At 46.6% G+C, this 14,644-nt stretch carries 15 protein-coding genes; 9 read left to right on the forward strand and 6 right to left on the reverse strand.

The features are described from left to right. Positions 1 to 4 precede the first annotated feature (4 nt). Together KU392_RS05455 and KU392_RS05460 are read right to left on the reverse strand one after the other, a co-directional pair. On the reverse strand, positions 5 to 1,387 hold the full coding sequence (locus KU392_RS05455) for an MmgE/PrpD family protein (protein WP_217734801.1): 1,383 nt from the start codon (positions 1,385 to 1,387) through the stop codon (positions 5 to 7). Between the two features lie 26 nt (positions 1,388 to 1,413). Beyond that, positions 1,414 to 2,217, reverse strand: a complete 804-nt coding sequence (locus tag KU392_RS05460) for an enoyl-CoA hydratase/isomerase family protein (RefSeq protein ID WP_217734802.1) — start codon at positions 2,215 to 2,217, stop codon at positions 1,414 to 1,416. A 176-nt stretch (positions 2,218 to 2,393) separates the two neighbouring features. Between KU392_RS05460 and KU392_RS05465 the strand changes: the two genes are divergently transcribed. The 4 genes from KU392_RS05465 (at position 2,394) to KU392_RS05480 (ending at position 6,546) form a co-directional block, all read left to right on the forward strand. Beyond that, complete coding sequence (locus tag KU392_RS05465; protein ID WP_217734803.1) at positions 2,394 to 3,203, forward strand: GntR family transcriptional regulator; 810 nt, start codon at positions 2,394 to 2,396, stop codon at positions 3,201 to 3,203. A gap of 47 nt (positions 3,204 to 3,250) precedes the next feature. After that, on the forward strand, positions 3,251 to 4,219 hold the full coding sequence (locus KU392_RS05470; protein ID WP_217734804.1) for a Bug family tripartite tricarboxylate transporter substrate binding protein: 969 nt from the start codon (positions 3,251 to 3,253) through the stop codon (positions 4,217 to 4,219). A 630-nt stretch (positions 4,220 to 4,849) separates the two neighbouring features. After that, the gene (locus KU392_RS05475; RefSeq protein ID WP_217734805.1) at positions 4,850 to 6,190 is read left to right on the forward strand and encodes an NAD(P)/FAD-dependent oxidoreductase; all 1,341 of its coding nucleotides are present in this window, start codon (positions 4,850 to 4,852) and stop codon (positions 6,188 to 6,190) included. A gap of 14 nt (positions 6,191 to 6,204) precedes the next feature. Continuing rightward, positions 6,205 to 6,546, forward strand: coding sequence for a hypothetical protein (locus KU392_RS05480; RefSeq protein ID WP_169292919.1), 342 nt, complete (start codon positions 6,205 to 6,207; stop codon positions 6,544 to 6,546). Positions 6,547 to 6,704: 158 nt separating this feature from the next. Here KU392_RS05480 and KU392_RS05485 read toward each other — a convergent pair whose 3' ends face one another. Then, a complete protein-coding gene (locus tag KU392_RS05485; RefSeq protein WP_169292918.1) occupies positions 6,705 to 7,016 on the reverse strand; it encodes an ArsR/SmtB family transcription factor in 312 nt (103 codons plus the stop codon). 144 nt (positions 7,017 to 7,160) lie between these two features. Between KU392_RS05485 and KU392_RS05490 the strand changes: the two genes are divergently transcribed. Further along, positions 7,161 to 8,060, forward strand: a complete 900-nt coding sequence (locus KU392_RS05490) for an MBL fold metallo-hydrolase (protein WP_217734806.1) — start codon at positions 7,161 to 7,163, stop codon at positions 8,058 to 8,060. A gap of 93 nt (positions 8,061 to 8,153) precedes the next feature. Here KU392_RS05490 and KU392_RS05495 read toward each other — a convergent pair whose 3' ends face one another. Beyond that, a complete protein-coding gene (locus KU392_RS05495) occupies positions 8,154 to 9,053 on the reverse strand; it encodes a LysR family transcriptional regulator (RefSeq protein WP_169292916.1) in 900 nt (299 codons plus the stop codon). 143 nt (positions 9,054 to 9,196) lie between these two features. Here KU392_RS05495 and KU392_RS05500 point away from each other — a divergent pair, with 143 nt between their 5' ends. The 4 genes from KU392_RS05500 to KU392_RS05515 all read left to right on the forward strand — a co-directional run bounded on the left by KU392_RS05500 (position 9,197) and on the right by KU392_RS05515 (position 11,829). Further along, positions 9,197 to 9,739: a cytochrome b gene (locus KU392_RS05500; protein ID WP_169292915.1), complete on the forward strand. Its 543-nt coding sequence runs from the start codon at positions 9,197 to 9,199 to the stop codon at positions 9,737 to 9,739. A 21-nt stretch (positions 9,740 to 9,760) separates the two neighbouring features. Then, entirely contained in the window at positions 9,761 to 10,333 is a 573-nt protein-coding gene (locus KU392_RS05505; protein ID WP_169292914.1) for a YceI family protein, read from the forward strand. Between the two features lie 62 nt (positions 10,334 to 10,395). Next, positions 10,396 to 10,965, forward strand: coding sequence for a YceI family protein (locus KU392_RS05510; RefSeq protein ID WP_169292913.1), 570 nt, complete (start codon positions 10,396 to 10,398; stop codon positions 10,963 to 10,965). Positions 10,966 to 11,124: 159 nt separating this feature from the next. After that, complete coding sequence (locus KU392_RS05515; protein ID WP_169292912.1) at positions 11,125 to 11,829, forward strand: glutathione S-transferase N-terminal domain-containing protein; 705 nt, start codon at positions 11,125 to 11,127, stop codon at positions 11,827 to 11,829. A 58-nt stretch (positions 11,830 to 11,887) separates the two neighbouring features. Here the strand turns inward: KU392_RS05515 and KU392_RS05520 are convergent, their stop codons facing one another. Both KU392_RS05520 and KU392_RS05525 read right to left on the reverse strand, forming a co-directional pair. Further along, positions 11,888 to 12,556, reverse strand: coding sequence for an OmpW/AlkL family protein (locus tag KU392_RS05520; protein ID WP_169292911.1), 669 nt, complete (start codon positions 12,554 to 12,556; stop codon positions 11,888 to 11,890). Positions 12,557 to 12,699: 143 nt separating this feature from the next. Then, positions 12,700 to 14,565 carry a bifunctional metallophosphatase/5'-nucleotidase gene (locus KU392_RS05525; protein ID WP_169292910.1) on the reverse strand — a complete coding sequence of 622 codons (1,866 nt, stop codon included), beginning with the start codon at positions 14,563 to 14,565 and terminating at the stop codon, positions 12,700 to 12,702. Positions 14,566 to 14,644: the final 79 nt, after the last annotated feature.

Here is a 14,644-nt window from a genome sequence, read left to right on the forward strand (position 1 = left end):
ATATTCAGGCAAAAATCCCGTCCAGGGTAACGCGGATATTATCCTGTTGCGCCAGCCCGGACAATGCGTCAAACAATGGCTGGGCCTTGCCGGTGATACCCGTATGGTTGTGCCAGATCTGCAGGCAATCCATGAATTTGGCTTTCAGTGTTTCGGCATCCAGTGGCAAATTGGCATGCCCGATCGGGTAACGGATATTACCCGAATCAAATACACGGCCATCCTTCAATGCAATAACAACCCGGTCATGCAAGGCGAAAGCGGTATCTGCCGGATCAAGCTCATCGGTAATCGTGATGCGTATCTTCGGATATATCGCTTGCAAATCAGTCCTTTTGACAAAATCATCACTCAACTCCGCCAACCCCACTTTGCGAACCAGCAATGCACAGCCAATATCAAACTCAAGACTGAACTTGGCTTCAAGGCCCGTTGCAGGGCATGGGTTCCTTAGCATGGATGCCTGCGGCTGGCCAATAGTGGCGACAATAGATTCAATATCTTCAAGATTAAAATTTTCTTTATTGATAATGGCCAAGGTGCCATCTATCACCCGGTGACCGGAATAACAAACCGGATATTGCTTGATATTCAATCCCTGCTGCACCAGCCGCCAGGTTTGACCCAATGTGGCGGGTGTCTGGGTATCCACATTGCCTGCCGGCGAAGTGGCTTTCAGGAAACCGGCCCGATGCTCGAAAATATCCGGACAGGCGGTAATGCCTGCACGGGCCAGTTCCACGGCCTCTATGGCCATACTGGCTGCCCGTCCTGCATGTAGGGGTTTGGTCATCGTACCGAAATTGGCCACCAGCCCACTGGCCATGCTGGCAGCAATTCCCAGTGCATTGGCAATCAAGGCCTGGGGCAATCGGCTTAAATACGCATAGGCGGCGGCCCCTGCCACGGTGCCGAAAATGGCAGTCGGGTGCCATCCCTTGATATGGTAGGGGTCTTTTTCACGGGCAAACAGCTCGGCCCACACCTCATACCCCAAAATATAGGCATTTAACACCGCTTGCCCAGATGCCGACAAATGAATACCTCCCGTCATCACAACCGGCATCAGTACCGTGCTGGGATGCGCCGACATGGCCACATCGTCATAATCAAGGGCATGCGCTGCGGTTGCCCACAGGCAAGCCGCCTGTTCCAGCGGCAGGTGTTTTTGTGCCAGAAAAGGCACTGCCACGTCAGTTTGGCCATTTCCTGCCCGCTGGCCAAAATGCCCGGCCAGAATTTGCACCACCGGCTCTTCACTGCCGGCAAACATGCAAGCCATGCTGTCCATCATGCCAATTTTGGCCAGGCGATATGCCTCCGGATCAACCGGATATTGATCAAACTGGCTAATAAAATGGACAATATCCTGCGTCAGACTATTCATTTTTCTTATCCTGAATTAAATTTTGCTTATTTGCCTTTGAAGACCGGTTTGCGCTTTTCATTGAAGGCAAGCACACCCTCATAGCGATCCTCGGTTTCAACCAAATGATTATAGGCTTCCACTTCAAAACGGTAAGCGGTACGCAATTCCATTTGGCTGCCATAACGCACGGATTTCTTGATTTGTTTGACCGAAAGCGGGGCATTACCGGCAATCACCGTTGCCGTTTCCAATGCGGCGTCAAGAACAGCAGCGGGTTCGCAAACTTTATTCACCAGGCCCCATTCCAGGGCCTGCTCTGCCGTAAACGGTTTACCCGTCATGAGAATTTCCTTGGCCCGCCGCTCTCCAATCGCGCGTGGCAGGTTTTGTGTTCCACCGGCACCTGGCATGATACCCAGGCCAACTTCGGGCAAGGCAAACCGGACATGGCTGCCAACATAAATAAAATCGCAACTTAACGCCATTTCAAAACCGCCCCCGTAAGCATGCCCGTTAACGGCCGCAATCACGGGAACGGGCAAATCAACTAGCGTCCAGTACATGCGCTCAAACAGTTCATGCTGCTTTTGCCATTGTTCCCGGGTCATGCCATTGCGTTCTTTCAGATCACCTCCGGCACAGAATATTTTATCTTGTGCCCCCGTCAGAATAACGCAGCGAACCGGACCGGCATCGGCCGTCAGACGATTCCATAAATCCAGTAAATCATGACCCATTTGCGTATTTAGCGAGTTGCCAGCAGAAGGCCTGTTAAGCGTAACGACCAGGATATGCTCATGACGCAATTCGGTTGTTATTGTTTCATATCCGGTTAATTCAAAAACCATGTTTGTCCCTATATAAATTTACTTGCACAAGTATTAATATATTTACTTTCTTTTGTACGTACATTATAAATATTAATCTATTAAATTCAATTAAATCAAATACTTTTATAATTTATAATTGTACGTATATTAAATATGAATTATGATCTTCCATCCAGACATTCACAAACCCGGCCATGCAACAAAAATCTGTTCCCCTGAAAAAATCCCTACCCAGGGAATCCGGTAACAAGCGGATACCCCGTTATGCATGGTTGCATCAAACCTTGCTCACGGATATTGAATCAGGCAAATATCCGGTTGGCAGCCATTTGCCAACCGAAGAACAATTGAGCACTATTTATGGCGTCAGCCGGCATACGGTTCGTGAAGCAACCCGTCGTTTGGCTGAAAAAGGAATGATTACCCGCTCTCCCAGTACCGGAACGGTTGTCAATTCGGCAACCCCCATACAAAACCAATCGGTCTATGTGTCCACCTTTGGTTCCATGGATGACTTAATGCTGTATACCGCACAAACCCGCATTGAGCCATTTGCCCATGAAACCATTCATGCCGATCAGGACATAGCGCAGCAACTGCTTGTACCGCTTAACGAAAAACTGGTTCGTTTACATGCTTATCGCAAACTGGTCAAGAATGATTTGCTGATTTCCTATTCACACATTTATCTGAATCCTGCTTTCAAAAACATTAAAAACCACCTTAAAGGTAACCACCCCAGTGTTTTCGAGCTTTTAAAAACGGAATTCAATCAGGAAATCGAAAAAGTTCATCAGGAAGTAGGTGCATGCCTTATGCCCCATCAAGGCATACAGGCGCTGCAACTTAAACCAGATTGCCTGGCTTTACGCATTACCCGAGTTTATTTTGACAAATCAAACCGCTTGCTGGCGGCTTCAGACAACTTCTATATTGAAAACAACTTCCGCCTGATTACCACATGGCAGAAAGACAATGAGCAAACCAAAAGTTTAATTAAGTAATGTTATTCAATAAAGAACTCATTCATCCTTCCTTATGGAGACAATATATGAAGAAATTTATCGCTTCAGTTTTACTGGGTTGCACACTTGTTACTACTGCAGCCTTGGCCGCTTATCCTGAAAAAAGCGTTCGTATTACCGTACCCTATCCCAGCGGTCAAACCACCGATGTGATTGCCCGTTTGCTGGCAGAACAGTTTTCGAAAGAACTGGGGCAGCCTTTTGTGGTTGAAAACAAAGGTGGTGCGGGTGGCATTATTGGCGTGGAAGCCGCCAAAAGGGACAAACCCGATGGTTATAATTTGCTTATTGCCGCATCGGGTCCACTGGGCATTAACCCATCACTTTATACCAACCTGCCTTATGATCCAGCCAAAGACTTCACGGCCGTTGGCATGGTTTCCATGGTGCCCCTGTTTCTGGTGACCCGCAACGATTTCCCGGCAAACACAGTCCCGGAACTGATTGACCATATTAAAAAGAATCCGGGCAAAATCAATTATGGTTCAGGTGGCATTGGCTTAACCAATCACTTAACCATGGAAATGTTCAAACAGGCTACCGACCTTAGCTTGCTGCACGTTCCCTACCGGGGTGCCACTGCCGCGGTAGCAGGTTTGGTGGGTGGTGATACCAGTGTTATGTTTGAAGCGGCTCCAGCGATCAAACCATTGGTCCAGGACGGGCGCCTGAAAGTATTTGCCGTTGCCAATAAAAGTGGTGCCCAGGCTTTTGAAGGCGTACAGCCACTGGATAAACTGGGTGTCCCCGATTTTGATGCCACTGCCTGGATTGCATTGATTGCCCCTACCGGCACCCCTGATGAAGCCATCCAGACATTAAATAAAACCATGAACAAAATTTTGCAGGATCCTGAGCTTAAAGCAAAACTGGCGACGATTGGCAATGAAGTTTTTATTGCCAGTCCGCAAGAAAGCCAGGCATTTATTGAAAAAGAAATTGAAAATTGGGGGAAAGCGGCCAAAGCAGCAGGTGTTGAACCGGCAAAATTGTAAAAACCGGTTTTTCAGTTATTAAAGCCGGTTTTACGGCAAGATTTTTTAATACTGCATTTATTACTGGATATTGAATCCTCTGATAAATGCAGTTTTTTATTGGCCAAAATTTATATTTTCAGGACAATTTTGAAAATTACCAAAAACAGGTGTTTATGCTGTTTTTGGGTTTTCTTTTATGTTGTTAAACTTATTCATATATAAATGATGAATAGACAGATGCTCTGTGGATAAGTCTGTTTACCCTATAATTTTCTTTATTTTCAATAAATTACAGCAAAATTCTGCTGTTTACTCATGCTCTTTTTGAAATTGGATAAAGTTGAACAAGTTATCCACAAAAATTTGAAGATCTGCTTATGAACTTTTCATACAAAAGTTATCCACAAATCATTTTCTTAGCAGTTATCCACAGGCTGGAATTTTATTTTACCCCGTTTTTTTGAGCATTTTTTGATCAAACCAATGAATTCATCTATAAAATAGGTTCTGTATCTGAAGATGAAGATTTGGTAGCGCGATAATTTATATCTATACATTTAAATATATTGATATATTTTTTGTTACAAACTATAATGGTTGTGATATAAGAACTTTATGTTTTTACATAAATCTCACCAAGGAGAGAATATGGTTAATACCAAGCCGGAGTTATCTACAGCCAGAAGAAAACTTATCAAAATCATGGGGGCTTCAGGTCTTGGCATGTCTGGCCTGATTCCTGTCACTCAAACTGCTTCTGCTCAAACAGTATTGGATGCAAATGTCAGTATTGTGATCGCAGGTAGTGGCCTGGCCGGTTTAGCGGCTGCTCATCGTTTGCGCAAGCAGCTTCCGAACGCCAAAATTACCATTATTGATGCCAAGAAAGAACATAATTACCAGCCGGGATATACCTTGTTGGCAACCGGTATTTGGCATTCCACCCAAAGTGTCCGTGATCGCAATGAACGCTTAATGCCACCCGGGGTTGATTGGGTGCAAGAAGCGGTTGCCAGTTTTGAGCCGGAACTGAACCAGGTGCAAACCGTTTCTGGCAAAAAATTTGATTATGATTACCTGATTGTCGCCACGGGGCTGATTTTAAAATATGATGAAATCGAGGGTATGGACCCTTCTCTTATTGGCCAAAATGGTGTGGGCAGTGTCTACCATAGTCCCGATGCCGCCGCCAATACCTGGAGAGCCATTGATGCATTTCGTCAGAAAGGTGGCCGTGCCGTCATGACACTGGCACCCACCTTCATGAAGTGTGCCGGTGCGCCTCTGAAAATGACCTTTATGGTGGCAGATTGGCTTAATGAGTCAGGCGTTAAAAACAATTCACAGGTTGATTTTTTTGCGCCATCCACCTCTATTTTCAGTGTGAAAACAGTTAATGATCTGGTGTTAAAGCGCTGGGAAGCCTTGCCGGTTAGCACCAAAGTTCATTTTCACCGGCAACTGACCGGGGTTGATCCTTCAGCGAAAACCGCTTACTTTACCGATCAGGATGGTGCTGTCCATAAAGAAGATTATGATTTTCTGCATGTGGTACCTCCCATGTATGCCCCTGATGCGGTAAGGCAAAGCAGTCTGGTGGTTGCAGATGGCGTACAAAAAGGCTGGCTTGATGTGGATAAGGGAACCCTGCAGCATACCCGTTACCCGAATGTGTTCGGATTGGGTGATGTAAATGGTACGCCACGCGGTAAAACAGCGGCCACCGTCAAGAAAAGTGCACCTATTATGGTGCATAACCTGCTGCAACAAATGCAAGGCAAGCCGGCAGACCAGATATTTGATGGTTATACTTCGTGCCCCATGCTCATTCGCCGTGGCTCGGCCTGGTTGGTTGAATTCAACTATGCCGGGGAGCTGACTCCCACCATGCCGCTTATCGATCCTTTAAAGGACAGTTACCTGGCCTGGTTCCTGGAAGACGAATTGTTAAAACCTGCTTATATGGCTGTCCTTAAAGGCAAGGCTTAGTTTAGGAGAACATAATGACTGAATTGTTACTGGGCCTGAATATTTTGTATGAATGGTTTTTGTTAAGTCCTGTTTTGCCAACAGTAATGGCGGTGTTGTTAATAGCCGCTTATGTGTGGGCGATGGCCAGGAAACCGCTTAACTGGAAAGGCAGCTGGCCACTTAGCTGGAAGGTGGGGTTATTGGTGGCAGTTGCCGCGTTTTTTGGCGTCCCATGGTGGGTGGATTCTTCGGTAACTGAACTAAACTATCTTCCCGACTGGTTGTTGAATATATCAATGGCCATTGGCATTGGTGTTTATGGAGCCTTGCTGGTGTGGCCTTTGTTTGGCATCATACGAAAAGCCAGAGCGTAACATGACAAATATGGCCTGTTGATCTTTCTGAAGGATGATTATTTCCGCCTGTTCGATCAACTTGTCATTTTGAAAATAAAAAAACGGGTCTGCTGATTTTATCGGATCCGGTTTTTTTGGAGGGTTTAAATATATTGCCACTGGCGTTATAAGGCTATTTATTGGTTTGTTTCAGCCCCAGAGCCGGAACAGTAAATTTTGTACAGGGCGGCAATAATGGGCTCGGCGTTTGCCGTACTTAAACGATAGGTCAAAGTACGCTGATCGCGCGTGAAATCAACCACATTTTCGCTACGCAATTTGGCCAGGTGATTGGACATGGACGTTTGGCTGATGCCAACGATTTTGGTCAATTCGGTAACGTTACGCTCGCTTTCAAGAAGCGCGCATAAAATCAGCAAACGGTGAGGATGTGCGATAAGTTTTAAAAAGCGGGCCGCTTTCTCGGCACTGGCAGCCATGTCTTGCATAATGGATCCGTATAATTGAAGAATGCTGTAATTATAGGCATTGCGATAGTAACAATCAATAAATATCAATATATTTAAATTTCATGATTTATTGATATAATAGCGACAAGACTATTATTTCCCTATAACAGGAGTGCTCCGTCCATGAATGATTCAAACATCCCGCAAACCGATCAATTAATCAAACCGCTGGTGACTGCTTTTTTTGATGAACAAACCAATACTTATTCCTATATTGTGCAAGACCCGTTGTCCAAGGCCTGTGCCATTGTGGATCCTGTTTTGAATTTTGATTATCCATCGGGAACAACCAGTTATGAGGGGGCAGACGCCATTATTGCGGCGGTTAAGCAACAGGGTTTGCAAACCGAGTGGATTATTGAAACGCATGCCCATGCCGATCACTTGTCCGCCGCTCCCTATATCAAACAGGCCCTGGGTGGGAAAATCGCCATTGGTGAAAAAATAACCACGGTTCAGAAAACCTTTGGAAAATTGTTTAATGACGGTCCGGGTTTTGCGCGTGATGGAAGTCAGTTCGATTATTTGTTCAAAGAAAACGAGACCTATAAAATTGGTCATCTGACAGCTACCGCCTTATATACGCCTGGTCATACGCCTGCCTGCATGAGTCATATTATTGGTGATGCCATTTTTGTTGGTGATACTATTTTCATGCCCGATGGTGGTACTGCCCGTGCCGATTTTCCGGGTGGTGATGCTGCCGAACTCTATCGTTCCATTCATAAAATATTAAGTCTGCCAGGTAATTACCGTATCTTTGTATGTCACGATTACGCCCCTAACGATCGGGAGTATGCGTGTGAAACCACGGTGGCAGACCAGTTAAAGCATAATATTCATGTGAAGGAAGGCATCAGTCTGGAAGAGTTTGTGTCAATGCGCCGGGCTCGTGACAAAACCCTTGGCATGCCACGCCTTATTTTGCCCTCCCTGCAAGTAAACATAAGGGCGGGCAATATGCCAGAACCCGAAGACAACGGGCTTGTTTATTTAAAATTACCGGTGAATGCGTTTAAATAAAAATGAACGACCGCCACTAAACGCTATGCGTTCAGGTGGTGGTTTTCTGCTGCCCGGTTATGTGCGTGAATTCAAGTCAGGGGATGATTTCAATTATGAGTCTTGCATTTCCTGCTTGAACAAATCAATAAATGCCTGTGTTCGGGTAGGTAACAGCCGTCTTCCGGGGGTGACGCACCAGACCGTATCGGCAGGCATCGACCACTCTGGCAAGACGCGCAGCAGACGGCCTTCTTTTTCATAGGTACGTGCAAACATTTCTGACAGCCCTACAATACCCATGCCCTGAGCGGCCAGATCCTGGTGCAGGCCTAGCGAGTTCGATGAAATCCTGTGCAGGGGCAAGCCCACCCATTCTTCTTTACCGTTATTCAGTTTCCAGGGGAGAAAATCTCCCCGGCTGTTAATCAATACCATTCCCTGGTGCTTGAGTAAATCTTCGGGTGATGAAGGCGTGCCGTGTTTTTTCAGATAAAACGGGTTGGCATAAAGGCCATTATTCAGTACCGCTATTTTGCGAGCAACCAATGTACTGTCATCGGGCAAAGCAGGAGCGATACGAATGGCAATATCAAAACGCTCCACAATCAAGTCCACCCGTCTTGCCGACAAATCCAACTCAATGCAAACCTGAGGATACTGACGGGTAAATTTCTCGAGGAACGACACCAGGGCAAATTCCTTGAACTCAGTGGGCATGGAAACCCGTAATTTTCCTTGTGGTGTGGTTTGCCGATTCTGGGCAAATGCGCTGGCTGCCTCGGTTTCTTCCAGCAGTCGTTTGGCATGCTCCAGTATTCCTTCGCCAAAATCGGTAATTGCCAGTTTACGGGTACTGCGGGTAATCAGCTTTTCGCCCAACAGGGTTTCCAGTTCACTGATACGCCGTGACAGGGTGGATTTTGGCAGACCTGTGTGATCGGAAGCGGCAGAAAAACTGCCATATTCCATAATATGGGCAAACAAAATCAGGTCATTTGGATTCAAAGTCATGGTTTTTATCCCTTATTATTCCACTGATGGGACAAGTATATCCAAATTAAGACCTTCTGCTTTCAGGCAGGATTGAATAGAATATTTAAAATAAATTCATTGTTATTGATGTATTCATTAATTTTATGGAAGGAGGCGGTCCCATGAGCCAACGATATACCACTACCGCAATTGCCATTCATTGGTTAATGGCATTGGGCCTAAGTGGTACCTTTGCCTTGGGTTTTTATATGCAGGACCTGCCTTTGTCTCCGTCAAAGCTGCAGTTTTACGCCTGGCATAAATGGGCGGGCATGGCCATGCTGATCCTGGTATTTGTCCGGCTGGCCTGGCGCATAACCCATGCTTCTCCTCCATTACCGGGCACCATGTCCGGATTCATGCGATTTATGGCGCATGCCGCTCATTGGGTGCTGTATGCACTGATGATGGCGATTCCTTTAAGTGGCTGGTTGATGAGTTCGGCACAGGGATTCCAGGTGGTCTGGTTTGGCATTTGGCCTTTACCTGATTTGGTGGGCAAGGATGCGGTGCTGGGTGAATTGCTGAATACGGTGCACTGGGTCTTGAATTACGCTTTACTGGTTTTTGTGGGCTTACACATTGTTGCGGCGCTTAAGCATCATATTGTGGACAGGGACGATATTCTGACACGCATGATTCCGGTTCTGGACAAACAGAAATAAACGAATTATCAGGAGAAACACATGTTGAAACAGCATTTGCGTCATTTTTTTACCGCTACAGCCTTGTTGCTTGCCATGACGGGTACTGTCAGTGCGGTTGAATATAAAACCATTGATCCATCGGCCAGCAAATTGTCATTTACCTATAGCCAGATGAACGTCAATATGGATGGGCACTTCAAGCAAGTCAATGCATCACAATTCAGTTTTGATCCTGCCGTGCCGGAACAGGCTCGTGTGATCATTGAAATACCGCTTGCGGATATTGATGCCGGTTATGGTGAAGCCAATGAAGAATTGAAAAAAACCGAATGGCTGGATATATCCACTTATCCGGTTGCCAAATTTGAGTCTGTCAAGGTCCAGGCCTTGGGTGACAACCGTTTCCAGGTGGATGGCAAGCTTGACATCAAGGGCAATACCCGTGACGTATCCATTCCATTCACGTTTTCTGAAAAAGACGGTCAGGGTATTTTTGAAGGTGAATTTGCTTTCAAACGGGCCGATTTTAAAGTGGGTGAAGGCATGTGGGGAGATTTTGGCATTGTAGCCAATGACATCCGGATTACATTCAGTGTGGTGGCAGGACAATAATCCTGTCGGTTTATACCCAACAATATATTTGAGTTATTTTTTATTAAATGAAAGGATTTATCATGAAAAAACATCTTATTGCAGCCGCGTTTGCAACGCTTATCGCTTCACCTGCCTTTGCGGCCACCGAAACTTATAACATTGACCCAAGCCATACATTCCCGCGCTTTTCTTATGACCATATGGGCATGTCCAAGCAGATTCTGCGTTTTAACAAAACCTCAGGCACTGTACAGCTGGACAAGGAAGCCAAAACCGCTGCCGTTGATATCACGGTAGACATGAAATCCATTGATACCGGTTTTGAACTGTTTGATGAACATATCCAGGGTGAAGATTTTCTGGATACAGGTAAATTTCCAACCGCCACGTTCAAATCCACCAATGTGGTCTTTGAAGGTGATAAGCCGGTCAGCATCGACGGTGACCTGACCATCAAGGGCATTACCAAACCGGTAACCCTTACCATCACTTCTTTTGTCAATATGCCTCATCCCATGTTGAATAAAGATGCCATTGGTGCCAACGCCACCGCCGTCATCAAGCGGACCGAATTCAATGCCGGTAAGTTTGCACCCGGCGTGGGTGATGAAGTTACACTGGATATCGCATTGGAAGCCGTCAAGCAATAATCGGATTATTTGAATCATGCCCGATATGATTTTCATATCGGGTCGTTGCAAATCATTCCTTGCTGGCACACATAACAAGCGGGCTCTTTAACTGGGCCCGTATATTTGCCAGGATGTATTCGGATTGATGGCTGTTTATTTTTTCCACAGGAGTTTTACATGTCGGATTTATCGGATTTCCCCATTACCAAACGTTGGCCCGCCCAGCATCCTGACCGTTTGCAACTGTATTCATTGGCCACTCCCAACGGGGTCAAGGTGTCAATCATGCTGGAAGAAATCGGTTTGCCTTATGAGGCTCATTACGTGGATTTTGGAGAAAACGAAAGCCATACACCTGAATTTTTGTCATTGAATCCCAACGGCAAGATTCCGGCCATTCTGGATCCGAATGGTCCTGGTGGTAAACCCCTCCCCCTGTTTGAGTCAGGTGCGATTTTGCAATACCTGGCTGAAAAATCGGGTAAATTGCTGCCCACAGAGCCTGCCCTGCGTTACGAAACTATCCAGTGGGTGCATTGGCAGATGGGCGGTGTAGGTCCCATGTTTGGGCAACTGGGCTTCTTTTACAAATTTGCGGGCAAGGAATATGAAGACAAACGTCCTTTGGAACGATATCGTGCCGAATCCAAGCGTTTGCTGGGTGTGCTGAATACGCGCCTTGAAGGCCGGGATTGGGTCATGGGCAATGAGTATACGATTGCCGATATTGCCTTGCTGGGTTGGGTGCGTAACCTGATTGGTTTTTATGAAGCCAGGGAACTGGTTGATTTTGACAGTTTTGGCAATGTGGCCAAATGGTTGGAGCGTGGCCTGGCCAGACCGGCTGTACAGCGCGGACTGGAAATTCCAGTTAAAGCTTAAATGTTTTAAAGTATTTAAAAAAACCCGGATGGTATCAAGTCCGGGTTTTTTTGTTGGATTAGAATCGGTAGCCAACACCCACGGTAGCTACCCATGGATCAATTTTGGCAGTTCCAATGCGTTGTCCGTCAAGTTTGACTTTGGAGTCTATATCGATATAACGCAAATCGGCATTCATGAACCAGCGTTCGCTTAAGCGGATATCGACACCCACCTGTGCGGCAAGACCCCATGAATCTTCAAGCTTAAGCTTTTTGAAACCCAGGTCTTTGAGTGCACCCTGGGGTTTTGTATCGAAGAATTTTGTATAATTCAAGCCTAAACCAACGTAGGGCTGGATATCTGAGTCAGGGAGAAAGTGCCATTGGACGCTAAGGGTTGGAGGCAGATGTTTTGTTTTGCCAATTTTTCCGATATCGCCTCCCAGGTCTGGGGCATCACCATAAATTTTGTGGCTGAACGGCGTTGCTGCCAGTAATTCTATACCGACATTTTTCGTGGCCATGTAAGTCAGGCTAATGCTGGGTTGCATGTTGTTGCTAACGTTTAAATCTATACCATTTGGAACCAGGGCCTTGCCTACGGTGCCGTTATTGGACTTTGGCATGACACCGGTAACGCCTGCCTTGACAAGCCAGTCGCCGGCTTCGTGAGCCAGGGCAGGTGTAGCGGCAAAAATACCCATGGCCACTAAACAACCGGTTACTACTTTAGGTGTGAACTGCATCAGATTTCTCCACAAACAGATAAAAATTACATTAGGCTCTAGATTGATGCAAAAGGTAACTATTTGTTTTGAGCCATATCAAATTTTGTAATGGAGCTGAAACAATATATTGTTCGAAATCAAATGTTGCTGCGATTCCACCCTTATTTTTTGAGAAAACCAAGCCATTTATCCAGGGATGGCATGCCCTTTATGGTTTGCGTACTGTATTCCGGGTCGGGCAAACGCTCAAGCGTCGGGTGAGATTGCACGTATTTGAGGAAACTGTCTGCATAGGGCAGAAAAGTATCTTCACGGGCAATCTCTGGTGCCGTGGCAAAGTGCTGATAGCCATCCTTGCCATCTGCCAGAAAATCAATGGTTATCACTTTGTAAGTGCTTTCCGGATTCAGGGCCACCCAGGAACCGTCTTCCTGCCGGGTTTGCAAATTAGTCAGCCGATTCTGCTTTGGTGCCATCAGGTCAAGATCCCAACGCAAGCCAGCTGCATAAGGGTATGAACCGGTATTGCCGGCAAGCACCGAGTCAATGGCATCTTCCAGCACTTTTTTGAGATCATGGCCTTTCATGGTTAGTCTGACCAGCATGTTTCTGAATGGCAGAACAGTGTAAATATCTCCAACCGTTATCGGTCCTGCCGCAATATCCGTGCGGACGCCACCGCCATTTTGAATCGCGATATCGGCTCCACCAAAATGTTTCCCCTGCATTAGAAAGGCATGGGCGACCAATTGCTGCATATCTCCGCCATGAGGATTGGGATGTTGCCTGACATCACAGCCAGCCAGTTTTGAGTTGCCAGCCCCGGCCAGGCCAGGGAATCGGCGACTGCAAATATCGTAAGGGGCTGTGCCAACCGGTTGGCTGGCAAATGCCAGCAGTTTTTCACGATGCGGTTCAAGCACTGACTGTGCGCTGGCAGCCGGTTCAATGGGCATGATTTCTGTTTGTGCAGCCAAATCGGCCAGAATGGCTTGTTGTTCCTGGACGTTGACGGGATTTCCCTTGCGATTGAAATCGGTACCGATGAGTACATGTGCTTGTCCCTGGCAATCACTGACGTTACCATCTGCATCAAAACGAACATTGAGTTCACCGACTACTGAACTGTACTGCCAGGCCTGCACCAGACAAACCGGCTGATGATCGGCATTGACAAGTCGTGTGGGGTAAGGTCCCTTGGGTTCCAGACCATAATCATCCAATGCTTTGCTGCCCAGTAAGGTATGGGAATCGCCACCTATAATCACATCGACCCCCGATAATTGCTGTGCCAGTTTTTGTTCGGCAGCATAACCCAGGTGGGCCAGCACGATAATCCGGTTAATGCCTTGCTCAGTCAGCCGGTTAATTTCATTTTGCACCGCTTCAAGTTCATCACTCAGGATCGTGCCCGCATCAGGACGTGAGGCGTTTTGAGTTTTATAGGCAGTGGTTACACCCACGATACCGATTTTATGGCCGCCACGTTCCAGCACAATGGATGGTTTGATGACGTTGCCGCCCAGTGGCGAATTGGGACCAGGCTTAAGATTGCTGGAAAGCAGTGGTGTCTGGCAGTTTGGATGACTCCCGAGCATTTCGATAAAGTTGAATAATGCCAGATCACCCAGGTCCAGTTCGTGATTACCAACGGTCATTGCATCAAAACAGACGGTATTCATCAGGTCGGCATCGGCCTGCCCCGCTGACAGGCTATGGTAAAGCGTGCCGGTTGTGGCATCACCGGCATGCAGCTTCAGAACATTTTCCTTGTTTTGGGCCAGTGATTCAAAAGCAGCGGTTACTCTTGCGAATCCACCCATGCTGACTGAAACCGGTTCACGTTGAGGTTGTTTACCTGTCTTTAATAACAGGCTGCCAGGATAGTCATCCAGATTGGAGTGGTGGTCATTGATATGCAGAATAGTCAGTTCATTGGCGTTTGAAACAGGAGTCGGGGTTTGCCCAATAGCAATACCCGAACAGCATAGACCCAGAATGAATACGAATGACTTGTGCAATTTCATGACTTTACCTTTAGATATGCTACGGAATATGCTAGCAGAAAGCCAGGCATGGAACGTCAGCAAAATAAAAAAAACTGAA

Origin of the sequence: Advenella alkanexedens, assembly GCF_019132845.1 — a bacterium.
GTDB classification, from domain to species: Bacteria; Pseudomonadota; Gammaproteobacteria; order Burkholderiales; family Burkholderiaceae_B; genus Advenella; species Advenella alkanexedens.

What these genes read in the sequence shown, in the direction of transcription:
- KU392_RS05460 (WP_217734802.1), bottom strand. Translation starts at nt 2,217, where the DNA reads ATGGTTTTTGAATTAACCGGATATGAAACAATAACAACCGAATTGCGT.
- KU392_RS05510 (WP_169292913.1), top strand. Translation starts at nt 10,396, where the DNA reads ATGAAAAAACATCTTATTGCAGCCGCGTTTGCAACGCTTATCGCTTCA.
- KU392_RS05525 (WP_169292910.1), bottom strand. Translation starts at nt 14,565, where the DNA reads ATGAAATTGCACAAGTCATTCGTATTCATTCTGGGTCTATGCTGTTCG.
- KU392_RS05480 (WP_169292919.1), top strand. Translation starts at nt 6,205, where the DNA reads ATGACTGAATTGTTACTGGGCCTGAATATTTTGTATGAATGGTTTTTG.
- KU392_RS05500 (WP_169292915.1), top strand. Translation starts at nt 9,197, where the DNA reads ATGAGCCAACGATATACCACTACCGCAATTGCCATTCATTGGTTAATG.
- KU392_RS05490 (WP_217734806.1), top strand. Translation starts at nt 7,161, where the DNA reads ATGAATGATTCAAACATCCCGCAAACCGATCAATTAATCAAACCGCTG.
- KU392_RS05515 (WP_169292912.1), top strand. Translation starts at nt 11,125, where the DNA reads ATGTCGGATTTATCGGATTTCCCCATTACCAAACGTTGGCCCGCCCAG.
- KU392_RS05465 (WP_217734803.1), top strand. Translation starts at nt 2,394, where the DNA reads ATGCAACAAAAATCTGTTCCCCTGAAAAAATCCCTACCCAGGGAATCC.
- KU392_RS05470 (WP_217734804.1), top strand. Translation starts at nt 3,251, where the DNA reads ATGAAGAAATTTATCGCTTCAGTTTTACTGGGTTGCACACTTGTTACT.
- KU392_RS05485 (WP_169292918.1), bottom strand. Translation starts at nt 7,016, where the DNA reads ATGCAAGACATGGCTGCCAGTGCCGAGAAAGCGGCCCGCTTTTTAAAA.
- KU392_RS05455 (WP_217734801.1), bottom strand. Translation starts at nt 1,387, where the DNA reads ATGAATAGTCTGACGCAGGATATTGTCCATTTTATTAGCCAGTTTGAT.
- KU392_RS05495 (WP_169292916.1), bottom strand. Translation starts at nt 9,053, where the DNA reads ATGACTTTGAATCCAAATGACCTGATTTTGTTTGCCCATATTATGGAA.
- KU392_RS05505 (WP_169292914.1), top strand. Translation starts at nt 9,761, where the DNA reads ATGTTGAAACAGCATTTGCGTCATTTTTTTACCGCTACAGCCTTGTTG.
- KU392_RS05475 (WP_217734805.1), top strand. Translation starts at nt 4,850, where the DNA reads ATGGTTAATACCAAGCCGGAGTTATCTACAGCCAGAAGAAAACTTATC.
- KU392_RS05520 (WP_169292911.1), bottom strand. Translation starts at nt 12,556, where the DNA reads ATGCAGTTCACACCTAAAGTAGTAACCGGTTGTTTAGTGGCCATGGGT.